Source organism: Lysinibacillus sp. RS10 (assembly GCF_041956855.1).
GTDB classification, from domain to species: Bacteria; Bacillota; Bacilli; order Bacillales_A; family Planococcaceae; genus Lysinibacillus; species Lysinibacillus xylanilyticus_A.
In genome coordinates, this window is record NZ_CP167122.1 from 977,012 (window position 1) to 999,439 (window position 22,428).

Here is a 22,428-nt window from a genome sequence, read left to right on the forward strand (position 1 = left end):
TTACCATGGTAATCCCCAAAAACGTTGTTTTTGACTTGGTAGGAGATCCTACGACCTTTACAAATTTATAGCTACTTATTTTTGCGAAATAAGCAGCTAAATTTGTGTACGCCTGGCATGCGCATGAACTATAGAGTGTAAGTCCTGAACCTCGAAGACAGAAGTAGGGGATAGCCAAGAGCAAGGGTGTCCGTGGCGACGCGGAATCTGAGGGAATCTGGAGGCAAAACACCGGTCCGAGGAACACGAATCTCATATAAGGCTAGGTATGATTGGATGAGTTTACATTACAAAACAAAGTCCTTTCTGTCGAAGGTCATATCTAGTAAATGAGGCGGATAGATGGTGTGAAAGTGCATACGCTTACCCGGGGAGGTCTGATGGAAACGTGAAGTACCCTTCATAACCTACTTGGCGACAAGTAGCTGAACCATCTGAGGTCATAGTACGATTGGGTCTAGAACGATAAAAGTAAACAAGTTTTTAAATTTTAATAAAAAAACAAACTTTATAAAGTTTGATAAAAGTAACGGTAATGCGAAAGACAGTAATGACAAGGGTTTGTCCTTTGTCATTACTGTCTTTTTCTAAGGTTATGTTAACTAAAGTTGTATGGGAATGTTAAATCAGAATTTATTTTGAGAATAACTGCTGCCAAAAACTTTTCTTATGCTATTTATCTTATTATAGAAAAAATATTTTGGATAATAAGGTTGATGTTACTGTTTTAATGTTTAGTTTCTGGTCTTTCGCCAATATGCACCCAATCTATTGTGCCATCATCCTCATCAAATAAAATGGTCACTTTTGTTACGCCCTTCTGACTTGAAATGATCTCTGTTAAATGGTCGCGTACGTCATCTAGAAAAGCGAGTGATAGATTAGCGTCAGCTTCAGCAACTAATTCCACATGTAAAAATTCGCCTTCTTTAATAACCTCTAAGCGTACAATATCTTGAATGTTCGGGTCATCCATGACAATATGAGCAATATGGTTGAGCATTTCTTCGTCTGTTTCACCAATAACGCCACGTGCATTATCAAGGAACACTTTTGCTACTACATAGAACATCATACAGCCAATAATCATTGAAACAAGTCCTTCTATATTTGTCCAGCCTGTAAAATGTGCGATTAAAATAGCAGCGAAGGCCAAAACATTACCACCTGTAGCAACTAAGTCTTCCATAAATACTAATTTTGTTGCTGGTTTTGCACGATTCAAATAGCCAAAAGCTTTAGGAATTGCTGTTAGTATTCCTGCTTTTTCCTGACCGGCTTCATGGAGAATTTCAACCGCAGCTTTAGCAAGCACAGCCCCTTCTAAAACAATCCCGATCAATAATACTCCAAGTGCAATGAGCATTCCTTTAGATTCTTCTGCAGGATGTATAAAATGATGCCAGCCTTCTTTTACCGTTTCATAAGAAAGGATAGCTACGATAATTACGGCAAAAAGACAAACTAAATTTACAATTCGACCAAAGCCTGAAGGGAATTGTTTTGTCGGTGCTTTTTTCGAAAGAGCTGAGCCGATATAAACGAAAAACTGGTTTGCTGCATCTCCCAAAGAGTGCATCATTTCTGCAAACATAGCAACATTACCTGTAAAGAAGAAGGCAGCACCTTTAATAATTCCTAAAAAGGCATTTACAAATGCCGCCATAAGAGAGGGTTTATTACCGTCTTTTAATAGTTTTAATATTTCTGCCACGAAGAATCCTCCAACTAGTTTAAAATTTCCATTTCTATTTTTTCTATATAAGATAGTGTTCGTAATGAACGATAAAATGACAGTAAGTTATCAGAGATAATTAATGATAAACGTAAATCTAATTCATGTAAAACATTATCATTGTTTGGAACAGCTTGAATACGAATGTTTTCGATGATAATATTGTTCTCCTTTAGAAATTGAAGAAAAGATTCGCTGTTTTCATCATTGTTAATCTGAACTTTCAATGATATTTCTCGCATACGAATCCGTTTTGGTCCTATTTTCATAAGAAACGGCGATAAAACCTCAATTCCGAAGACAATGATAATAACAGCTAATGTAGCATCCATATAAAATCCTGCGCCAACTGCAATTCCTATCCCAGCTGCTCCCCAAATCATTGCAGCGGTAGTTAAACCTGAGATACTATCATTTCCGCGTCTTAAAATAACGCCTGCTCCAAGAAATCCAATTCCACTAACAACTTGGGCAGCCAAGCGAAGAGGATCCATTGTAATATTGATGTCAGACCTTGGGGGTGTTGAATAGGCGGTTTCAATCGAAATAATAGTTAATAAACAGCTAAATGTAGCAATGACTAAGCTTGTTTTTAATCCTACAGGTTTCTTTTTTAATTCCCTTTCAATGCCGATTACTAAACTTAATGTGGCTGCAATAACTAATTTTATGCCAACTTCATATGTAATCATATTTCCAAATAAGGTTTCCATAAGCAACCCTCCACAGATATTTCGTATTGCTAAGAGATATGCAAGGTGTCATTATTATATGTACATTACTTTTTTGTATTGTACATCACGATCGGAATGATGTATAAGTATTTTTTAACTTCTTTTAGGCATAAGTCACTCGCCTCTATAGGTAGTGAGGTGAATGTGGGTTTAAGTGAGTGTTCAGCGGGTGTCCAAACATTCAATGAAAGCAGTTAAATCCTCGGGCGATTCCGGACGCAATTATGCCGAGGCATAATTAATTGAAGGTTGGATTTTATGGAGAAACCAAAAATTCATCCATACATCCCTATTTTTATTGGCGTTGTTTCTGTATCCTTATCTGCCATATTAGTAAAATTAGCAAATGCAGAAGCAGGAGTTATTGCGTTTTACCGTATGTTGTTTTCAGTCTTAATAATGGCTCCTCTGTTTTTTTGGAAATACACTAACGAGGTAAAACAATTAAGAATACGTGATTGGCTATTTTCTTCAATTGCAGGCATATTTTTAGCTTTTCATTTTATATTGTGGTTTGAATCACTCAATTACACTTCTGTAGCAAGTTCTACAGTTTTGGTTACTCTTCAGCCATTGTTTGCATTTGTAGGTACATATTTTTTCTTTAAAGAGGAGATTACTGTAAAAACTATTATTGCAGGAGCAATTGCGATAATCGGAAGTGTTTTAATTAGTTGGGGAGATTTTAAAGTTAGTGGAACTGCATTTTATGGAGATATGCTTGCTTTGATTGCGTGCGTACTTGTTACAGCCTACTTTTTATTTGGACAGGATGTACGTAAAAGGTTATCTCTTGTGACTTACACGATGATTGTTTATGTTGTTAGTACAATTACGTTATTGATCTATGTTCTTATTAAAGGTGAATCATTCGGCCCTTATTCTATTATGGACTGGATATGTTTTATTTTCTTAGCGATAGTTCCTAATTTATTTGGTCATACACTATTTAATTGGTCCATCAAATACGTTAGTACAAATGTAGTTTCGATTGCGATATTATTTGAACCAATTGGAGCGGCCATTTTAGCTCTTGTAATTTTTAAAGAGTATTTAATAGCCACACAAATTATTGGTGGATTCATTGTTATAGTAGGAATTCTATTGTTTATAGTCGATGAGAAAAAGATTTTTAAGTTTTTTTCTAAAAAAGCTTGATTTTTAAAATGCTATATTATATATTATTACTTGTCCTTAACAAGAAGGACGACTTGATAAAAAAAGATTTTAAAAAAGTTGTTGACTTCTTGTTGAATACAAGTTATGATAATAAAGTCGCTGAAAACAAACGGTGACGAAATGAACCTTGAAAACTGAACAAGCAAAACGTAATCAATAAAGTTTTTAGTAGCTAACCTTGAGTTAGTGAAAGAAACAAAATTTTGGACATCAAACATGATGCCAGCAAAACAATTTGAGCTAATCAAATTTCTTTTTATGGAGAGTTTGATCCTGGCTCAGGACGAACGCTGGCGGCGTGCCTAATACATGCAAGTCGAGCGAACAGAGAAGGAGCTTGCTCCTTTGACGTTAGCGGCGGACGGGTGAGTAACACGTGGGCAACCTACCTTATAGTTTGGGATAACTCCGGGAAACCGGGGCTAATACCGAATGATCTATTTTACTTCATGGTGAAATACTGAAAGACGGTTTCGGCTGTCGCTATAAGATGGGCCCGCGGCGCATTAGCTAGTTGGTGAGGTAACGGCTCACCAAGGCGACGATGCGTAGCCGACCTGAGAGGGTGATCGGCCACACTGGGACTGAGACACGGCCCAGACTCCTACGGGAGGCAGCAGTAGGGAATCTTCCACAATGGGCGAAAGCCTGATGGAGCAACGCCGCGTGAGTGAAGAAGGTTTTCGGATCGTAAAACTCTGTTGTAAGGGAAGAACAAGTACAGTAGTAACTGGCTGTACCTTGACGGTACCTTATTAGAAAGCCACGGCTAACTACGTGCCAGCAGCCGCGGTAATACGTAGGTGGCAAGCGTTGTCCGGAATTATTGGGCGTAAAGCGCGCGCAGGCGGTCCTTTAAGTCTGATGTGAAAGCCCACGGCTCAACCGTGGAGGGTCATTGGAAACTGGGGGACTTGAGTGCAGAAGAGGAAAGTGGAATTCCAAGTGTAGCGGTGAAATGCGTAGAGATTTGGAGGAACACCAGTGGCGAAGGCGACTTTCTGGTCTGTAACTGACGCTGAGGCGCGAAAGCGTGGGGAGCAAACAGGATTAGATACCCTGGTAGTCCACGCCGTAAACGATGAGTGCTAAGTGTTAGGGGGTTTCCGCCCCTTAGTGCTGCAGCTAACGCATTAAGCACTCCGCCTGGGGAGTACGGTCGCAAGACTGAAACTCAAAGGAATTGACGGGGGCCCGCACAAGCGGTGGAGCATGTGGTTTAATTCGAAGCAACGCGAAGAACCTTACCAGGTCTTGACATCCCGGTGACCACTGTAGAGATATGGTTTTCCCTTCGGGGACAACGGTGACAGGTGGTGCATGGTTGTCGTCAGCTCGTGTCGTGAGATGTTGGGTTAAGTCCCGCAACGAGCGCAACCCTTGATCTTAGTTGCCATCATTTAGTTGGGCACTCTAAGGTGACTGCCGGTGACAAACCGGAGGAAGGTGGGGATGACGTCAAATCATCATGCCCCTTATGACCTGGGCTACACACGTGCTACAATGGACGATACAAACGGTTGCCAACTCGCGAGAGGGAGCTAATCCGATAAAGTCGTTCTCAGTTCGGATTGTAGGCTGCAACTCGCCTACATGAAGCCGGAATCGCTAGTAATCGCGGATCAGCATGCCGCGGTGAATACGTTCCCGGGCCTTGTACACACCGCCCGTCACACCACGAGAGTTTGTAACACCCGAAGTCGGTGGGGTAACCTTTTGGAGCCAGCCGCCGAAGGTGGGATAGATGATTGGGGTGAAGTCGTAACAAGGTAGCCGTATCGGAAGGTGCGGCTGGATCACCTCCTTTCTAAGGATATTTTCGGAATACAAACCTAGGGTTTGTAAGATTACGTTTTGCGTTCAGTTTTGAAGGTTCATTCTTCTGAATGAAACACTTCAAAACTTGTTCTTTGAAAACTGGATAAAACGACATTGAAATTGTAACAAACACATTTATTTTTTAAGTTTTTTATAGGCTTAATAACTTGGTTAAGTTATTAAGGGCGCACGGCGAATGCCTTGGCACTAGGAGCCGAAGAAGGACGGCACTAACACCGATATGCTTCGGGGAGCTGTAAGTGAGCTTTGATCCGGAGATTTCCGAATGGGGGAACCCACTACGTTTAATCGCGTAGTATCTTGACGTGAATTCATAGCGTCTTGAAGGCAGACCCAGGGAACTGAAACATCTAAGTACCTGGAGGAAGAGAAAGAAAAATCGATTCCCTGAGTAGCGGCGAGCGAAACGGGAAGAGCCCAAACCAAGAGGCTTGCCTCTTGGGGTTGTAGGACACTCTATACGGAGTTACAAAAGAGCGAGTTAGATGAAGCGACTTGGAAAGGTCCGCCAGAGCAGGTAAAAGCCCTGTAGTCGAAAGTTCGTTCTCTCCTGAGTGGATCCTGAGTACGGCGGAACACGTGAAATTCCGTCGGAATCCGGGAGGACCATCTCCCAAGGCTAAATACTACCTAGTGACCGATAGTGAACCAGTACCGTGAGGGAAAGGTGAAAAGCACCCCGGAAGGGGAGTGAAAGAGATCCTGAAACCGTGTGCCTACAAGTAGTTAGAGCCCGTTAATGGGTGATAGCGTGCCTTTTGTAGAATGAACCGGCGAGTTACGATTACGTGCGAGGTTAAGCTTTAGAAGGCGGAGCCGCAGCGAAAGCGAGTCTGAATAGGGCGAATTAGTACGTGGTCGTAGACCCGAAACCAGGTGATCTACCCATGTCCAGGGTGAAGGTGAGGTAACACTTACTGGAGGCCCGAACCCACGCACGTTGAAAAGTGCGGGGATGAGGTGTGGGTAGCGGAGAAATTCCAATCGAACTTGGAGATAGCTGGTTCTCTCCGAAATAGCTTTAGGGCTAGCCTCGTGATGAGAATACTGGAGGTAGAGCACTGTTTGGACTAGGGGGCCATCCCGGTTTACCGAATTCAGACAAACTCCGAATGCCAGATATTTATACACGGGAGTCAGACTGCGAGTGATAAGATCCGTAGTCAAAAGGGAAACAGCCCAGACCACCAGCTAAGGTCCCAAAGTAATCGTTAAGTGGAAAAGGATGTGGCGTTGCACAGACAACCAGGATGTTGGCTTAGAAGCAGCCATCATTTAAAGAGTGCGTAATAGCTCACTGGTCGAGTGACGCTGCGCCGAAAATGTATCGGGGCTAAACGATTCACCGAAGCTGTGGATTGACATCTACGATGTCAGTGGTAGGAGAGCGTTCTAAGTGCGTTGAAGTCAGACCGGAAGGACTGGTGGAGCGCTTAGAAGTGAGAATGCCGGTATGAGTAGCGAAAGACGGGTGAGAATCCCGTCCACCGTATGACTAAGGTTTCCTGAGGAAGGCTCGTCCGCTCAGGGTTAGTCGGGACCTAAGCCGAGGCCGATAGGCGTAGGCGATGGACAACAGGTTGATATTCCTGTACCACCTCCTCACCGTTTGAGAAATGGGGGGACGCAGTAGGATAGGGTAAGCGCGCCGTTGGTTGTGCGCGTCCAAGCAGTAAGGCGTGTGTGTAGGCAAATCCGCACACTGTAACGTTGAGCTGTGATGGCGAGTCCGTATGGACGAAGTTCCTGATTTCACACTGCCAAGAAAAGCCTCTATCGAGGTGAGAGGTGCCCGTACCGCAAACCGACACAGGTAGTCGAGGAGAGAATCCTAAGGTGTGCGAGAGAACTCTCGTTAAGGAACTCGGCAAAATGACCCCGTAACTTCGGGAGAAGGGGTGCTCTTGAGCGTGCAAGCGCATGAGAGCCGCAGTGAATAGGCCCAGGCGACTGTTTAGCAAAAACACAGGTCTCTGCAAAACCGTAAGGTGACGTATAGGGGCTGACGCCTGCCCGGTGCTGGAAGGTTAAGAGGAGTGGTTAGCGCAAGCGAAGCTGCGAATTGAAGCCCCAGTAAACGGCGGCCGTAACTATAACGGTCCTAAGGTAGCGAAATTCCTTGTCGGGTAAGTTCCGACCCGCACGAAAGGCGTAACGATCTGGGCACTGTCTCAACGAGAGACTCGGTGAAATTATAGTACCTGTGAAGATGCAGGTTACCCGCGACAGGACGGAAAGACCCCGTGGAGCTTTACTGTAGCCTGATATTGAATTTTGGTACAACTTGTACAGGATAGGTAGGAGCCAGAGATCTCGGAGCGCCAGCTTCGAAGGAGGCGTCGGTGGGATACTACCCTGGTTGTATTGAAATTCTAACCCATGCCCCTTAGCGGGGCAGGAGACAGTGTCAGGCGGACAGTTTGACTGGGGCGGTCGCCTCCTAAAAGGTAACGGAGGCGCCCAAAGGTTCCCTCAGAATGGTTGGAAATCATTCGTAGAGTGTAAAGGCACAAGGGAGCTTGACTGCGAGACCTACAAGTCGAGCAGGGTCGAAAGACGGGCTTAGTGATCCGGTGGTTCCGCATGGAAGGGCCATCGCTCAACGGATAAAAGCTACCCCGGGGATAACAGGCTTATCTCCCCCAAGAGTCCACATCGACGGGGAGGTTTGGCACCTCGATGTCGGCTCATCGCATCCTGGGGCTGTAGTCGGTCCCAAGGGTTGGGCTGTTCGCCCATTAAAGCGGTACGCGAGCTGGGTTCAGAACGTCGTGAGACAGTTCGGTCCCTATCCGTCGTGGGCGTAGGAAATTTGAGAGGAGCTGTCCTTAGTACGAGAGGACCGGGATGGACACACCGCTGGTGTACCAGTTGTCTTGCCAAAGGCATCGCTGGGTAGCTATGTGTGGACGGGATAAGTGCTGAAAGCATCTAAGCATGAAGCCCCCCTCAAGATGAGATTTCCCATTACGCAAGTAAGTAAGATCCCTCAAAGACGATGAGGTAGATAGGTTCGAGGTGGAAGTGTGGTGACACATGGAGCTGACGAATACTAATCGATCGAGGACTTAACCAAAATGTTTGAAACATTCAATGCACGTTTATCCAGTTTTGAAAGAATAAGAAAGTTTTTTTAAAAAAAGCTTGCAATTATAACAAAAATACGTTATAATAAATCTTGTCTTTAAAATAGTCTAGTGATGATGGCAAAGAGGTCACACCCGTTCCCATACCGAACACGGAAGTTAAGCTCTTTAGCGCCGATGGTAGTTGGGGGCTTCCCCCTGTGAGAGTAGGACGTCGCTAGGCATAATACCCAGGAGGATTAGCTCAGCTGGGAGAGCACCTGCCTTACAAGCAGGGGGTCGGCGGTTCGAGCCCGTCATCCTCCACCATTTGCCGGTGTAGCTCAGTTGGTAGAGCAACTGACTTGTAATCAGTAGGTCGTGGGTTCGACTCCTATCGCCGGCACCATAGTTTGAGCCATTAGCTCAGTTGGTAGAGCATCTGACTTTTAATCAGAGGGTCGAAGGTTCGAGTCCTTCATGGCTCACCATTTAATTGCCAACAAAATATGCGGGTGTGGCGGAATTGGCAGACGCACTAGACTTAGGATCTAGCGCCGCAAGGCGTGGGGGTTCGACTCCCTTCACCCGCACCATTTTTAAGAATTTCATAATTGCCAGGATAAATAAAATCTTATGCACATGCGGAAGTAGTTCAGTGGTAGAACACCACCTTGCCAAGGTGGGGGTCGCGAGTTCGAACCTCGTCTTCCGCTCCAAATGTGCCGGGGTGGCGGAACTGGCAGACGCACAGGACTTAAAATCCTGCGGTAGGTGACTACCGTGCCGGTTCGATTCCGGCCCTCGGCACCATTTTTTATAATTAGCGCCCGTAGCTCAATTGGATAGAGCGTCTGACTACGGATCAGAAGGTTGTGGGTTCGACTCCTGCCGGGCGCGCCAAATTAATATTTATCGGAATGTAGCTCAGCTTGGTAGAGCACTTGGTTTGGGACCAAGGGGTCGTAGGTTCGAATCCTGTCATTCCGACCATTTTATGGGGCCTTAGCTCAGCTGGGAGAGCGCCTGCCTTGCACGCAGGAGGTCAGCGGTTCGATCCCGCTAGGCTCCACCATAAAGATAACCAGTATAAAGATCCTGGCGGCGTAGCTCAGCTGGCTAGAGCGTACGGTTCATACCCGTAAGGTCGGGGGTTCGATCCCCTCTGCCGCCATCTTAAAGGACCTTTAGCTCAGTTGGTTAGAGCAGACGGCTCATAACCGTCCGGTCGCAGGTTCGAGTCCTGCAAGGTCCACCATTTATATAATTACGGAGGTATACCCAAGTCTGGCTGAAGGGATCGGTCTTGAAAACCGACAGGCGGGTAACACCGCGCGGGGGTTCGAATCCCTCTACCTCCTCCAGTTTTATTTCTATAAATGGCGCTTGAAAAACTCGAAAAGAACATATTATTAACGCGGGGTGGAGCAGTGGTAGCTCGTCGGGCTCATAACCCGAAGGTCGTTGGTTCAAATCCGGCCCCCGCAACCAATTCCTACAAATGGTGCTTGAAAAACTCGAAAAGAATATTATTAACGCGGGGTGGAGCAGTGGTAGCTCGTCGGGCTCATAACCCGAAGGTCGTTGGTTCAAATCCGGCCCCCGCAACCAAAATGGTCCCGTGGTGTAGCGGTTAACATGCCTGCCTGTCACGCAGGAGATCGCCGGTTCGATCCCGGTCGGGACCGCCATTTTTAAAAAAATATGGGTCAGTAGCTCAGTTGGTAGAGCATTAGATTGAAGCTCTAAGTGTCGGCGGTTCGATTCCGTCCTGACCCACCATATTTGCGGGTGTAGTTTAATGGTAAAACCTCAGCCTTCCAAGCTGATGTCGTGAGTTCGATTCTCATCACCCGCTCCAAGGGCCTATAGCTCAGCTGGTTAGAGCGCACGCCTGATAAGCGTGAGGTCGATGGTTCGAGTCCATTTAGGCCCACCATTATTCCGAAGTAGCTCAGTTGGTAGTAGCACCTGACTGTTAATCAGGTTGTCGCAGGTTCGAGTCCTGCCTTCGGAGCCATTTTTTTGTGGGGAAGTACTCAAGAGGCTGAAGAGGCGCCCCTGCTAAGGGTGTAGGTCGGGTAACCGGCGCGAGGGTTCAAATCCCTCCTTCTCCGCCATTGGCCCGTTGGTCAAGTGGTTAAGACACCGCCCTTTCACGGCGGTAACACGGGTTCGAATCCCGTACGGGTCATACTAAAATGCAGTAGATGTAATTTACATCTACTGCATTTTTTTGTATAAGAATAGTTTTTGAGATTTCAATAATTTCCTCTAAAGCTTTCAGACGTAATTATGTCTCGGCATAATTGATAGTAAACATCACACCATGTTCACCTAGAGCTATAATAAACAAACGTCTACCAGAAATGAGTAGACGTTTTACCATTTAAGCTCTTAACAGCATTCTTTCAAGTGAGTTACGTGCTTCCTCTGCAGTGTGAGCATCTACTCGAATACGATTATGTGGTTGCCCCTTTTCTATACTTTCTAAGGACCAAAGTAGATGGGGGAGGTCAATTCGATTCATCGTAAGACAAGGACAGAAATTTTCATTTAAAGAGATAATATGCTTATCAGGGTGCTGCTTAATAATCCGATTAACAAGATTCATTTCTGTACCGATTGCCCATGCTGAACCACTTGGTGCTCCATTAATTGTATCAATAATGTATTTTGTAGAACCTGCATCATCTGCAGCGGCAACAACCTCGCGGCTACATTCAGGATGAACAATGATGCGCATATTTGGATACGCTTTACGCACAAGCTCCGTATGCTGAACTGTAAAACCTTCGTGTACAGAGCAGTGTCCCTTCCATAAGATTACTTGGATGTTTTCTGGGAACTGATCTGTCTCTAGCAAATTTGTTTGAGGATCCCAGACTGCCATATTCTCTAGTGGTATTCCTAAATCATACGCAGTATTTCTACCTAAATGTTGATCTGGTAAAAAGAAAATACGTTGTTTTTGTGTAAATGCCCATTTAACCATTTCTTTTGCATTGGACGATGTAACACAGGCCCCTCCATGCCTTCCCGTAAATGCTTTAATGGCAGCAGTAGAATTGACATATGTTAGCGGGATAATGGTATCCCCGAAAAGCTGTTGTAAAATCGACCATGCTTGTTCTGTTTGATAAATGTCTGCCATATCGGCCATTGAACAGCCTGCTCGCATATCAGGTAAGTAAACATGCTGCTGTTCAGTTGTAAGCATATCAGCTGTTTCCGCCATAAAATGTACTCCACAAAATACTATATATTTAGCTTCTTTATTAGAAGCTGATAATTGAGCAAGCTGTAAAGAATCCCCTGTTACATCTGCAAATTGAATTACTTCATCTTTCTGATAATGATGCCCAGGGATGAAGAGTTTCCTTCCTAATTTCTTTTTTATAGCGATAATGCGGCATTCCATTTCATTTTTAGATAATGCACGATAATGATCTGGTAGTAGTGACGTTTGTTGTAATAAACTAGTGATGGACAAGGGAATTAGCTCCTTTCGTTTGTACAAGTGCACTAATATCAAAGGCTATTACTGAATGTGTTAACGCTCCAAGAGAAATCCATTGAATGCCTGTTTTAGCATAGGTGTTTAAGTTTTGAAGCGTTATGCCTCCTGAAGCTTCTGTAACGATATGTGGGGGAACGGCAGGAAGCCATTCATGTATTTCTTCAGGGCTGCGATTATCAAACATAATAATGTCTGCACCAGCTACAATTGCTTCAACTAGCTGTGCTTTTGTTTCGATTTCCACTTCGATTTTCACAGTGTGACCGATTTTCTCACGGGCAGCCTGCACTGCCTTAGTAATACTACCTGCAAACGCAATATGATTATCCTTTAGCATTATCGCATCGTATAAGCCATTACGATGGTTGTAGGCGCCACCGATTCTAACAGCATATTTATCTAACATACGCAGGCCAGGCATGGTTTTGCGAGTATCGCATATTTTCGCATTCGTACCTACTGTTTCACGTACCGCTAAATTCGTAGCTGTAGCGATAGCAGACATACGCTGGATTAGATTCAATATTACCCGTTCACCAATTAATAATTTTTGAAGAGGACCTTGAATAACAGCGAGAACATCACCGGCATTTACTTCATCACCATCTTTTTTATAAAGTATAATATCCATTGATCGGTCTAGTAGAAGAAATCCATGCTCAATGATGAGGGCTCCACAAAAAATGCCGCTTTCTTTCGCATAAAATGTAAAAGATCCCTGCTGTTCGGCAGAAAATATAAATTCACCCGATAAATCCCCATCTCCTATATCTTCATTAAAGAATTGCTTGAGCATTTCCTCGAGCTTGATGATATTCATACAATGAATTCCTCACTTTCATCTGTCCTTGTTGAAAAATAATCCAGCGGTTTACCCACTGTTTATCATTTTGTAATTTATCAGTGCGAATATGAGCTCCACGAGTTTCTGTTCGTGTAATGGCTGCGTGTGCCATTAATGTAGCGACAGTATGCATCATGTAAAGTTCAAGTTCTGGTAGATTCAAGCCATCTAAGTCAACATGAAGAAGTGTTTGCATTGACGGTAATTGTTGTACGAGTTGTTGTATATCAATAGGATTTCGCACAATGCCTAATGTGTGCATCATTGTTTGTTGTAATTGATTTTTTGTAAATAATGAGGGCATTGTTTGTTTGTAAGTTTTGTCAGCAATGAAGAAATTATTTTGCTTGCACCCCGTCTGGATAATGTATTGGGCCATTCTTTGTCCGAATGTAATTCCTTCTAATAGAGAGTTACTTGCTAAACGATTGGCACCATGCACCCCTGTACAAGCAACCTCACCAATTGCATATAGATTAGGAATAGATGTTCTTCCCATATCATCAGCAATAACACCACCCATTAAGAAATGACTACCTGGTGCTACAGGTATTAAGCCCTCTTGTAAATTGACGTTATTGTCAGAGCAAAGCTGAGCAATTGTAGGGAACTTTTCTTCAAAGTGTACAATACTTGAAATATCAATAAATGTTTTCTGTCCAGCAGCACGTTTATTAAATAACGCATGCGCAGTAATATGACGTGGTGCCAGGTCCAGCTGTTCATGTATGCCTTTCATTATGGGATGACGGTGTTCATCGACAAATATTCCTCCGGCGCCACGCACAGCCTCCGAGACTAATCCTTTGGCCTCACCTTCACACCAAAGTAAGCTAGGGTGAAATTGCATAAATTCCATATCACTGATGGTAGCTCCTGCACGATATGCTAAAGCGATACCATCTCCAGTATTCGTTGCAAAATTGGACGTACAAGAATAAAGCGCGCCGGCACCTCCTGTTGCGAGAATGACGTGGTGGGCTAGGTAACGCTTCATTCCTTTTGCTCCTTTAGTTAGAACGCCGATACAATCTCCATCTGTATTCAATAAAAGCTTGTAAGCCATTTCGTTGCAATTTACAACGATATTCGATGTTAGTTGCTCGAACAAATAATCGATCATTACTTGGCCCGTGCAATCACCACCTGCATGTAAAATACGGTGATGACTATGTGCGCCCTCTAAGCCTAGAGCCGGCGACCCATCGGCTTGTCGATCAATTTCGAGACCTCCTTCTAAAAAATCACGCATAATTTCTGTACCGTTTTCAATAAGTATTTCAACATTTCTTCTTTCATGATGATATTCACCAGCGGTCAATGTATCGGTAATGTGAAAGTTTGGGTGATCTTCTTGACTTGTAACGGCAGCAATCCCGCCTTGAGCGCGATAAGAACTGCTCATTTTAACAGATGACTTTGTAATAATCTGTACTTGAAAATGTTGTCCAAGAAACCTAGAAGCTTGGAGTGCAGCGATCCCGCTACCAATAACAAGTACATCTGTCATTACATCCATACCTATACCTTCCTTACAGTTGTCTTGACACTTATCTTTACATAAAATAAAAAAGAACACAAGACCTGATGAACTGGAAAGGAAGAATAAGATGATTTATTTGGATTATGCTGCAACATCTCCAATGACTCACAAAGCTCTTAAAGCTTATTGTGAGATAGCAAAACAGTATTATGGGAATAGTGCAAGCTTACATGATTTAGGAGGGCAAGCTCATTATTTTGTTGAACAGGCAAGAGCTGTTGTAGCAAGAGCTCTTGGAGTAAACAGTGATGGCGTTATCTTTACTGGAAGCGGAACGGAGGGCAATTTAATTTCAATTTTGTCATTAGCTTTAGCGTCAAATAAAGGAAAACACATTATTTCATCACAAGCTGAACACACATCCGTACATGCTGCGTTAAATACTCTTGAAAAAATGGGTTTTGTGGTCACGAAGTTACCTTTACAGCAAGATGGTTGTATTCATGTGGAGCAATTACGAGAAGCAATACAAGAAGATACGGTTTTAATCACGATCCAACATGTAAATTCAGAGATAGGCTCTATTCAACCTATAGAAAATATTGCAGAGATTGCAAAACAATCAAATGTTCTCTTTCATGTCGATTGTGTACAGTCCTTCTGTAAACTTCCGTTAAAACAAAAAGTGGATGCTATGACTGTTTCAGCTCATAAAATAGGTGGGCCAAAAGGCTGTGGGGCTGTTTATATTAATCCAAAGCTCCGTGTTCCTGCATTAGCACCGGGTTTGACACATGAGCGCGGGTTAAGGGGAGGTACCTTGGATACACCGGCCATTGTTGCTTTTGCTACGGCCATTGAAAATTATCAATATGAACGTCAGCATTATGAAGCATTACGTCAATACTTTCAGAAAAATTTACCGGAGACGTGTCAAATAATTGAGTGTAAGGAGCAATTGCCTAATATTTGTGGTGTATTGATGAAAAGGGTAGAGGGGCAATACGTTCTGTTAAAATTAAATGAAGCGGGAATATGCATTTCCACAGGGAGTGCCTGTGATATTCATAGTGAATCTGGTACGAAGGCGATTTTATCAATGGGCTATTCTATGGAAGCGGCACGTCAATTTTTTAGAATATCTTTTGGTCCAGCAACAACATTTGAAGAAATTGATCGATTACAAATGGTACTTTCCGTAATTTAGTGTTGATCAGAATAAAAAAGTAAAGGATAGGATTAAAAATGAAAATCTATAATAAAATAATATAGAAATTATAAATTAACAGGCATGTTAATGATTTATAAAAAGATTTTTTGTATTCATTTTTGTAGCTGATTGGAGCGAAAGGTTACTCAAGTACTTCTGGCGAAGAGCAAAGATTCCTAAGGGAAAAATAACAAGGTTGATGTTTGCCCGTAGAAAGGAGTTAGCTTATTGCGAAAATCAGCATCCTTTTATTAAATAAAAGGAATAAAAATAGCTAATCAATCTATCTGATAAATTAATTGTTTTCTTTTAATTGAACAATTGCTATAATAAATAATAGAGTAATTATTTCTCTTTCAAAACGAAAATATCTTCAAAAAGTAATAATTTCTTTTTTTTATTAAAAAGTGTTGCACAATGTGAGAAAACGTTATACAATAATTCTTGTCTTGAAGGACAGGTAATAAACTTCAAAACGAAATACATAAGACTTTCAAAATACAACGTATATTGAAAACTGTTAATAGTCTAGTGATGATGGCAAAGAGGTCACACCCGTTCCCATACCGAACACGGAAGTTAAGCTCTTTAGCGCCGATGGTAGTTGGGGGCTTCCCCCTGTGAGAGTAGGACGTCGCTAGGCATAATACCCAGGAGGATTAGCTCAGCTGGGAGAGCACCTGCCTTACAAGCAGGGGGTCGGCGGTTCGAGCCCGTCATCCTCCACCATTTGCCGGTGTAGCTCAGTTGGTAGAGCAACTGACTTGTAATCAGTAGGTCGTGGGTTCGACTCCTATCGCCGGCACCATAGTTTGAGCCATTAGCTCAGTTGGTAGAGCATCTGACTTTTAATCAGAGGGTCGAAGGTTCGAGTCCTTCATGGCTCACCATTTAATTGCCAACAAAATATGCGGGTGTGGCGGAATTGGCAGACGCACTAGACTTAGGATCTAGCGCCGCAAGGCGTGGGGGTTCGACTCCCTTCACCCGCACCATTTTTAAGAATTTCATAATTGCCAGGATAAATAAAATCTTATGCACATGCGGAAGTAGTTCAGTGGTAGAACACCACCTTGCCAAGGTGGGGGTCGCGAGTTCGAACCTCGTCTTCCGCTCCAAATGTGCCGGGGTGGCGGAACTGGCAGACGCACAGGACTTAAAATCCTGCGGTAGGTGACTACCGTGCCGGTTCGATTCCGGCCCTCGGCACCATTTTTTATAATTAGCGCCCGTAGCTCAATTGGATAGAGCGTCTGACTACGGATCAGAAGGTTGTGGGTTCGACTCCTGCCGGGCGCGCCATATTAATACTTATCGGAATGTAGCTCAGCTTGGTAGAGCACTTGGTTTGGGACCAAGGGGTCGTAGGTTCGAATCCTGTCATTCCGACCATTTTATGGGGCCTTAGCTCAGCTGGGAGAGCGCCTGCCTTGCACGCAGGAGGTCAGCGGTTCGATCCCGCTAGGCTCCACCATAAAGATAACCAGTATAAAGATCCTGGCGGCGTAGCTCAGCTGGCTAGAGCGTACGGTTCATACCCGTAAGGTCGGGGGTTCGATCCCCTCTGCCGCCATCTAAAAGGACCTTTAGCTCAGTTGGTTAGAGCAGACGGCTCATAACCGTCCGGTCGCAGGTTCGAGTCCTGCAAGGTCCACCATTTATATAATTACGGAGGTATACCCAAGTCTGGCTGAAGGGATCGGTCTTGAAAACCGACAGGCGGGTAACACCGCGCGGGGGTTCGAATCCCTCTACCTCCTCCAGTTTTATTTCTATAAATGGCGCTTGAAAAACTCGAAAAGAATATTATTAACGCGGGGTGGAGCAGTGGTAGCTCGTCGGGCTCATAACCCGAAGGTCGTTGGTTCAAATCCGGCCCCCGCAACCAAAATGGTCCCGTGGTGTAGCGGTTAACATGCCTGCCTGTCACGCAGGAGATCGCCGGTTCGATCCCGGTCGGGACCGCCATTTTTTAAAAAATATGGGTCAGTAGCTCAGTTGGTAGAGCATTAGATTGAAGCTCTAAGTGTCGGCGGTTCGATTCCGTCCTGACCCACCATATTTGCGGGTGTAGTTTAATGGTAAAACCTCAGCCTTCCAAGCTGATGTCGTGAGTTCGATTCTCATCACCCGCTCCAAGGGCCTATAGCTCAGCTGGTTAGAGCGCACGCCTGATAAGCGTGAGGTCGATGGTTCGAGTCCATTTAGGCCCACCATTTTTCCGAAGTAGCTCAGTTGGTAGTAGCACCTGACTGTTAATCAGGTTGTCGCAGGTTCGAGTCCTGCCTTCGGAGCCATTTTTTTGTGGGGAAGTACTCAAGAGGCTGAAGAGGCGCCCCTGCTAAGGGTGTAGGTCGGGTAACCGGCGCGAGGGTTCAAATCCCTCCTTCTCCGCCATTGGCCCGTTGGTCAAGTGGTTAAGACACCGCCCTTTCACGGCGGTAACACGGGTTCGAATCCCGTACGGGTCATACTAGAAAAGCAGTAGATGTAACTTACATCTACTGCTTTTTCATTGTTAAGGGAAACTATAGATTTTTTTCCTGTAGATAACCTAGAGCATAGTCGTCTAGGCTAAAGCGCTAATCCTGTAGGTCGCTTTGATCCATCGGGCAAAAGTGATGTAGCGTTTACTTTTGTTTCGGGCTCTCCAGCGCTTTAGCGCATTTGTTCTTTATGATACTTTGTTGTTCCATAAACGCCTCATTTGCTGTTTTCCCAGCCACTTTCTAGGCCAGTTATTAAATTAGTGTACGGCTCCGTTCAATTACTTCCTCCGATATCTTATCAAAAATTTTTTCTATAGGCAGAATTCACGTAGTAATCTATCCCCATTGGCATTCCTCTAACACTTGAAAATAGCTAAATTCTTTAAACGATCCGTTGTTGTGGTTTAGATAGCACCTTTGGGTAGTTGTTCATGTAGGGGAGGTGAATAGCACGCTCAAGTCTTCGTTAAGCAATCATGGATAAACATTCCTACATATCATTCGTTCAATAAATGTTGCTATATAACCTTTTGCTTTATCCTAATAAGACTACTAAAAAACATTTCTGATCATCCTCGTAACTATCAATATAAGTCAATAAAAATTGTGCAATTTCATACAAAAAATGGACAAACAAACTAAATGTAACTTAACTTTGCTAATTTCATCTTTTATTACACAAATAATCCATGGTAAATGACGATAATATTGGTATAATCTTTGGAATATATCTATCTTTCTTTTATAATGGAGATGAATAGAATTCGTAGGGGGTTATAAAAGTGAAAAAAAAGCAAAGTAAATGGATTGTAAGTACAGCATCTGCTGCATTGGTTGCCGCAGCTATTGTACCTACTGCAAGTGCAGCGAGCTTTACAGATATTGCAAAAAGTGACCACAAAGAGGCCATTTTAGCATTAGCAGATGCAAAAATTATAGGTGGATATCCGGACGGCTCATTTAAGCCAAATGCGGTCCTTACTAAAGGAAATGTAACGAAATTTTTAGGGAAATGGCTTGTATCTGAAAACTTCCAAGTGCCAGCAGATTACAATAAAAAAGTACGTTTTACGGACTTGCCTACATCTACAAAAGATAAAGAATTACTACAATATGCAGCGCTTATAAATGATACTGGTATTTACAAAGGTACTAACAACAAGTTATTACCTTCCGAAAAAATCTCACGTGAACAAATGGCTTCTATCTTAGTACGTGCGATTGAAACAGTTTACGATATCGATTTAATTGCGATGTATAAAAAAGAAAACTATAAATCTTCTATTACAGATTTAAAAGTTGCTTTACCAGAAAATCGTGAATCCATCATCGCATTAGAATATGCAAAGATTACAAATGTAAAAGCATTTAATCCGAAAAATACATTAACACGTGGTCAATTTGCGTCATTTTTACATCGTTCAATGATGAATATCAATGAAATGATCAAAAAACCTGAAGTGCCATTACTTATCCAAACAGTTAAAGTTGTCGATGCAACTACACTACAGGTAACATTAACAGATGGGTCAAGTCACAAGGTTACATTAGCAACGCCGCTTATTGAAAATGTGGAAACTAAAGTGGATTTCAAAATTAATAACAAACCATATTCCGCTGTTGTTACATATGAAGTCAATGAGCTAAAAGTACAATCAGTTGAGGGAATCAATGCTTCACAGATTAAAGTAGTTTTCAACCAAGCAATTGATCCAAACTCTGTGTTAAAAGCAGATGGGAAATTACAAGATAATATTGTAGCTTTCTCTAATGTGGATACTTTAAAAGCACTAACAGTTGTGAAAACAGAAATCAGTGCTGATAAAAAATCAATCATCTTTACAATGAATGAGCCACTAAAAGGTACACATCGTTATGTGTTAAATAACATTAAATCTGAAAAGGGCACAATGCTTACTAAAGTAGATGCGAATTTCGTCATTGCTGGGGATACACAAGCGCCTACTATTATAGGGACAACGCAAGGAAACAATTCTTCCATCGTTAAAGTGCAGTTTTCTGAGCCAATGGCAGCATTTCCTAATGAACGCATTCAATTTACATTACCAAATGGTACAAAGGTAGCGAATGTAGTAGGCAGCATTGAGCAAAACAAAACGGAAGCAACCTTTGACTTATCAGCAGCAACTGTAAATGGTAGTTATTTATCACCTGGTACAGATATGCAGATTACATTCGTAGCGGCAACAGATTTATCAGGAAACATAATTTCACCGAACCCTTCTACTGTAACAGTGAAAAAGGGAAATAAGGATGGTATTGCACCAACATTATCTTCAGTTACACAAACTGGACCAAATACGTTCCAGCTATTGTTCTCAGAGGAGATTCAACAACTTTATCCATACGATCTTTCAATTAAAAGTGGTCAAACTTTTATTTCTGTGAACAAAGTAGAGAAAGACCCTAAAAATGGTCGTTTATTTAATGTTACCGTTGATCCAAAAAGTTCACTTCAAGGAATTACAACGATTGGGACAGCATCTAGCCGTGTGATTACCGACTTATCAGGTGAAACGGCAACATTCTCAACAGTGTATAACTTTATAAAAGATGATAAAGCGCCTGTATTAATGAGTTCTGAAATTGTTTACGAGGATAATGTAGAATATTTACAATTAACTTTCGATAAGCCAGTACAGTTAGGAGCTTACGCAAAAGCATCATTTACTGGAAGCTACATGAATAACCACATTTTGTATGAGTTATCAAGAGGACCTCAAGGTGATATGCATATCGTAAAAGATCAACCTACGAAGTTACGTGTTAAAGTAGCAGGTCTGCTAGGCCCTTATGATATAAAGGGCGCTTCTTACGATGGCAAACTAACTTTATTTAATGTTACAAATTCATACGGTGTGCCAATCAATGAGGTGCAAAATGTAAAATTTACACGTAATGGTGATTTAAATGTTAATGGAAATAAACTTACATTATTGCCGAACAATCCAATTCAAACATCGGCAACAGATTATTCTATAAAAGATAATAATGTTGTTTATTTAAATTTCAATTATCCTGTTGATGCAGCACTTGCTCAAAACGTTCAAAATTATACTATTGATAATGCTCAGGTAGAAAGTGCAGTGGTAGAGGCATCCAATTTAAATCGTGTTAAGCTCACATTGAAAAAAGATTCAAATTATTTTAATGGCATACGTAATTTAACGATTAGAGGCTTAAGAGCAGCTAACTCTATGGAAACATTCGATGAGGTGCGAACAACAGTTAATCTTAAAGAAAATATTGCACCAAAGATTGTGAGTGTGAATGTGAGCAATTCACAAACATTAGAGCTTGTTTTCAGTGAGCCAGTCATAAACGTTAATAGTATGGACTTTGATGTTAATGTGAATGGTTCTTCGGTAGCAGCAAGTACCTATAGTTCCTATTCACAAGGAAATGACAAAGTGTTAGTTACAATACCACAGGGTGGCTATTTATTTGAAAATGGTAGAACTGTTACGATTCAAGCTTCACCTCGTAATGCTATTATGGATTCTAATGGGAATAAGTTAGATTTCACTTCACAAACAATTACAGTACAAAAATGAATAACAGGGATTTAACGAGAATTTCCTAAGACGTAATGTTTGTAAAATCCTCAATATAAAAAATAGCATGCTAGATGTATTATCGGCATGCTATTTTCTTATGTGATTTTATACTAATGGGAGATAAACGGTGCTTTGTGTATGTACTGGGGGTTATTTATATGATCAATGATAAAGGTAGCTATATCTTGATTCGTAATTTTTGTACCAGGCATATCAGTAAGGTTTTCCTTAATTTGATATGATTTCAAGCTATCTTTTACAAATGGCAATCTAATTAGTGTCCATTCGATCTGTTTACTATTTAAAAGAAATTTCCATTCTGATTTTTTATCCTGCATCATTTTTGGAAGGAAAACTTCAAACATCTTTGCCCCAAAGCGATTTAATATACTTTTTTTATCATTATTAGTTGTTAGAGAGCCACCAGAAACACCTATATATCGATTAATGTTTAATTCATTCATCACAGCAAAAATAGTTTTCGTTACTTTACTATATATTTGTTCTCCTTTAGTTGGTTGACCAAATGTATTAATGACGATTTTACAATCTTTAAGAAGCTCTCGGATACTATCTATATCTTGTACTTGCCCTTTCACTATTTCAATTTTCTCATTTGTATACAGTAACCTTTCCGGGTTTCTAACAAGCATCCGAACATGGTATCCTTTCTGTATTGCATGGGTTGCTATATGTCTTCCTACTTTCCCTGTTCCTCCAATTATAGCTATCTTATAAGGGCTATCCATTAT

At 42.3% G+C, this 22,428-nt stretch carries 9 protein-coding genes, 41 tRNA genes and 4 rRNA genes; 48 read left to right on the forward strand and 6 right to left on the reverse strand.

Annotation, left to right across the window (positions count from 1 at the left end; all coding sequences use genetic code 11):
* Positions 1-727: 727 nt before the first annotated feature.
* A complete protein-coding gene (locus ACB089_RS04985) occupies positions 728-1,714 on the reverse strand; it encodes a cation diffusion facilitator family transporter (RefSeq protein WP_374965544.1) in 987 nt (328 codons plus the stop codon).
* Between the two features lie 14 nt (positions 1,715-1,728).
* On the reverse strand, positions 1,729-2,448 hold the full coding sequence (locus ACB089_RS04990; RefSeq protein ID WP_368637765.1) for an MgtC/SapB family protein: 720 nt from the start codon (positions 2,446-2,448) through the stop codon (positions 1,729-1,731).
* A gap of 279 nt (positions 2,449-2,727) precedes the next feature.
* Between ACB089_RS04990 and ACB089_RS04995 the strand changes: the two genes are divergently transcribed.
* From ACB089_RS04995 to ACB089_RS05115, 25 genes are all read left to right on the forward strand, one after another.
* The gene (locus ACB089_RS04995) at positions 2,728-3,627 is read left to right on the forward strand and encodes a DMT family transporter (protein WP_374965545.1); all 900 of its coding nucleotides are present in this window, start codon (positions 2,728-2,730) and stop codon (positions 3,625-3,627) included.
* A 276-nt stretch (positions 3,628-3,903) separates the two neighbouring features.
* Positions 3,904-5,455 (forward strand): 16S ribosomal RNA (locus ACB089_RS05000).
* Positions 5,456-5,635: 180 nt separating this feature from the next.
* A 23S ribosomal RNA gene (locus tag ACB089_RS05005) occupies positions 5,636-8,563 on the forward strand.
* Between the two features lie 117 nt (positions 8,564-8,680).
* A 5S ribosomal RNA gene (rrf, locus tag ACB089_RS05010) occupies positions 8,681-8,796 on the forward strand.
* Together the 16S, 23S and 5S rRNA genes with 21 tRNA genes alongside form the textbook arrangement of a ribosomal RNA operon.
* 10 nt (positions 8,797-8,806) lie before the next feature.
* Positions 8,807-8,882, forward strand: a tRNA-Val gene (locus ACB089_RS05015).
* 3 nt (positions 8,883-8,885) lie between these two features.
* A tRNA-Thr gene (locus tag ACB089_RS05020) sits at positions 8,886-8,961 on the forward strand.
* Between the two features lie 6 nt (positions 8,962-8,967).
* Positions 8,968-9,043, forward strand: a tRNA-Lys gene (locus ACB089_RS05025).
* Positions 9,044-9,063: 20 nt separating this feature from the next.
* Positions 9,064-9,148 (forward strand) — tRNA-Leu (locus ACB089_RS05030).
* Between the two features lie 48 nt (positions 9,149-9,196).
* A tRNA-Gly gene (locus tag ACB089_RS05035) sits at positions 9,197-9,271 on the forward strand.
* Between the two features lie 5 nt (positions 9,272-9,276).
* A tRNA-Leu gene (locus tag ACB089_RS05040) sits at positions 9,277-9,365 on the forward strand.
* A gap of 13 nt (positions 9,366-9,378) precedes the next feature.
* Positions 9,379-9,455 (forward strand) — tRNA-Arg (locus ACB089_RS05045).
* 13 nt (positions 9,456-9,468) lie between these two features.
* A tRNA-Pro gene (locus ACB089_RS05050) sits at positions 9,469-9,545 on the forward strand.
* A 6-nt stretch (positions 9,546-9,551) separates the two neighbouring features.
* A tRNA-Ala gene (locus ACB089_RS05055) sits at positions 9,552-9,627 on the forward strand.
* A gap of 25 nt (positions 9,628-9,652) precedes the next feature.
* A tRNA-Met gene (locus ACB089_RS05060) sits at positions 9,653-9,726 on the forward strand.
* Positions 9,727-9,733: 7 nt separating this feature from the next.
* Positions 9,734-9,810 (forward strand) — tRNA-Ile (locus tag ACB089_RS05065).
* 13 nt (positions 9,811-9,823) lie between these two features.
* Positions 9,824-9,916 (forward strand) — tRNA-Ser (locus ACB089_RS05070).
* A gap of 52 nt (positions 9,917-9,968) precedes the next feature.
* Positions 9,969-10,043: transfer RNA gene (locus tag ACB089_RS05075), tRNA-Met, on the forward strand.
* 45 nt (positions 10,044-10,088) lie between these two features.
* A tRNA-Met gene (locus tag ACB089_RS05080) sits at positions 10,089-10,163 on the forward strand.
* A gap of 4 nt (positions 10,164-10,167) precedes the next feature.
* A tRNA-Asp gene (locus tag ACB089_RS05085) sits at positions 10,168-10,243 on the forward strand.
* A gap of 15 nt (positions 10,244-10,258) precedes the next feature.
* Positions 10,259-10,334, forward strand: a tRNA-Phe gene (locus tag ACB089_RS05090).
* Positions 10,335-10,339: 5 nt separating this feature from the next.
* A tRNA-Gly gene (locus tag ACB089_RS05095) sits at positions 10,340-10,413 on the forward strand.
* 1 nt (position 10,414) lies between these two features.
* Positions 10,415-10,491, forward strand: a tRNA-Ile gene (locus ACB089_RS05100).
* Between the two features lie 4 nt (positions 10,492-10,495).
* Positions 10,496-10,572: transfer RNA gene (locus ACB089_RS05105), tRNA-Asn, on the forward strand.
* A gap of 9 nt (positions 10,573-10,581) precedes the next feature.
* A tRNA-Ser gene (locus tag ACB089_RS05110) sits at positions 10,582-10,672 on the forward strand.
* 2 nt (positions 10,673-10,674) lie between these two features.
* Positions 10,675-10,746 (forward strand) — tRNA-Glu (locus ACB089_RS05115).
* 195 nt (positions 10,747-10,941) lie between these two features.
* Here ACB089_RS05115 and nadA read toward each other — a convergent pair.
* Genes nadA through nadB form a run of 3 tightly spaced genes read right to left on the reverse strand, consistent with a single transcriptional unit; the run spans position 10,942 to position 14,435 of the window.
* Complete coding sequence (nadA, locus tag ACB089_RS05120; RefSeq protein ID WP_374965546.1) at positions 10,942-12,045, reverse strand: quinolinate synthase NadA; 1,104 nt, start codon at positions 12,043-12,045, stop codon at positions 10,942-10,944.
* On the reverse strand, positions 12,032-12,892 hold the full coding sequence (nadC, locus tag ACB089_RS05125; protein WP_374965547.1) for a carboxylating nicotinate-nucleotide diphosphorylase: 861 nt from the start codon (positions 12,890-12,892) through the stop codon (positions 12,032-12,034). Before nadC ends, nadA begins: the two co-directional genes overlap by 14 nt.
* The gene (gene nadB, locus ACB089_RS05130) at positions 12,849-14,435 is read right to left on the reverse strand and encodes an L-aspartate oxidase (protein WP_374965548.1); all 1,587 of its coding nucleotides are present in this window, start codon (positions 14,433-14,435) and stop codon (positions 12,849-12,851) included. Before nadB ends, nadC begins: the two co-directional genes overlap by 44 nt.
* A 91-nt stretch (positions 14,436-14,526) precedes the next feature.
* Here nadB and ACB089_RS05135 point away from each other — a divergent pair, with 91 nt between their 5' ends.
* The 23 genes from ACB089_RS05135 (at position 14,527) to ACB089_RS05245 (ending at position 21,673) form a co-directional block, all read left to right on the forward strand.
* Positions 14,527-15,606: a cysteine desulfurase family protein gene (locus tag ACB089_RS05135; RefSeq protein ID WP_374965549.1), complete on the forward strand. Its 1,080-nt coding sequence runs from the start codon at positions 14,527-14,529 to the stop codon at positions 15,604-15,606.
* 530 nt (positions 15,607-16,136) lie between these two features.
* Positions 16,137-16,252, forward strand: a 5S ribosomal RNA gene (rrf, locus tag ACB089_RS05140).
* A gap of 10 nt (positions 16,253-16,262) precedes the next feature.
* Positions 16,263-16,338 (forward strand) — tRNA-Val (locus tag ACB089_RS05145).
* A 3-nt stretch (positions 16,339-16,341) separates the two neighbouring features.
* A tRNA-Thr gene (locus ACB089_RS05150) sits at positions 16,342-16,417 on the forward strand.
* A gap of 6 nt (positions 16,418-16,423) precedes the next feature.
* Positions 16,424-16,499: transfer RNA gene (locus ACB089_RS05155), tRNA-Lys, on the forward strand.
* Between the two features lie 20 nt (positions 16,500-16,519).
* Positions 16,520-16,604: transfer RNA gene (locus tag ACB089_RS05160), tRNA-Leu, on the forward strand.
* A gap of 48 nt (positions 16,605-16,652) precedes the next feature.
* Positions 16,653-16,727 (forward strand) — tRNA-Gly (locus ACB089_RS05165).
* Positions 16,728-16,732: 5 nt separating this feature from the next.
* Positions 16,733-16,821, forward strand: a tRNA-Leu gene (locus ACB089_RS05170).
* 13 nt (positions 16,822-16,834) lie between these two features.
* Positions 16,835-16,911: transfer RNA gene (locus ACB089_RS05175), tRNA-Arg, on the forward strand.
* Positions 16,912-16,924: 13 nt separating this feature from the next.
* Positions 16,925-17,001, forward strand: a tRNA-Pro gene (locus ACB089_RS05180).
* A 6-nt stretch (positions 17,002-17,007) separates the two neighbouring features.
* Positions 17,008-17,083 (forward strand) — tRNA-Ala (locus tag ACB089_RS05185).
* Between the two features lie 25 nt (positions 17,084-17,108).
* Positions 17,109-17,182 (forward strand) — tRNA-Met (locus tag ACB089_RS05190).
* A gap of 7 nt (positions 17,183-17,189) precedes the next feature.
* A tRNA-Ile gene (locus tag ACB089_RS05195) sits at positions 17,190-17,266 on the forward strand.
* Positions 17,267-17,279: 13 nt separating this feature from the next.
* Positions 17,280-17,372: transfer RNA gene (locus tag ACB089_RS05200), tRNA-Ser, on the forward strand.
* A 50-nt stretch (positions 17,373-17,422) separates the two neighbouring features.
* A tRNA-Met gene (locus tag ACB089_RS05205) sits at positions 17,423-17,497 on the forward strand.
* A gap of 4 nt (positions 17,498-17,501) precedes the next feature.
* Positions 17,502-17,577: transfer RNA gene (locus ACB089_RS05210), tRNA-Asp, on the forward strand.
* Between the two features lie 15 nt (positions 17,578-17,592).
* Positions 17,593-17,668 (forward strand) — tRNA-Phe (locus ACB089_RS05215).
* A 5-nt stretch (positions 17,669-17,673) separates the two neighbouring features.
* Positions 17,674-17,747: transfer RNA gene (locus ACB089_RS05220), tRNA-Gly, on the forward strand.
* Position 17,748: 1 nt separating this feature from the next.
* Positions 17,749-17,825 (forward strand) — tRNA-Ile (locus tag ACB089_RS05225).
* A gap of 4 nt (positions 17,826-17,829) precedes the next feature.
* Positions 17,830-17,906, forward strand: a tRNA-Asn gene (locus tag ACB089_RS05230).
* Positions 17,907-17,915: 9 nt separating this feature from the next.
* A tRNA-Ser gene (locus ACB089_RS05235) sits at positions 17,916-18,006 on the forward strand.
* A gap of 2 nt (positions 18,007-18,008) precedes the next feature.
* Positions 18,009-18,080, forward strand: a tRNA-Glu gene (locus ACB089_RS05240).
* A gap of 800 nt (positions 18,081-18,880) precedes the next feature.
* On the forward strand, positions 18,881-21,673 hold the full coding sequence (locus ACB089_RS05245) for an S-layer homology domain-containing protein (RefSeq protein WP_374965550.1): 2,793 nt from the start codon (positions 18,881-18,883) through the stop codon (positions 21,671-21,673).
* Between the two features lie 113 nt (positions 21,674-21,786).
* On the opposite strand, the gene ACB089_RS05250 is transcribed toward ACB089_RS05245, so the two are convergent.
* Positions 21,787-22,425 carry an NAD(P)H-binding protein gene (locus ACB089_RS05250; protein WP_374965551.1) on the reverse strand — a complete coding sequence of 213 codons (639 nt, stop codon included), beginning with the start codon at positions 22,423-22,425 and terminating at the stop codon, positions 21,787-21,789.
* Positions 22,426-22,428 lie beyond the last annotated feature (3 nt).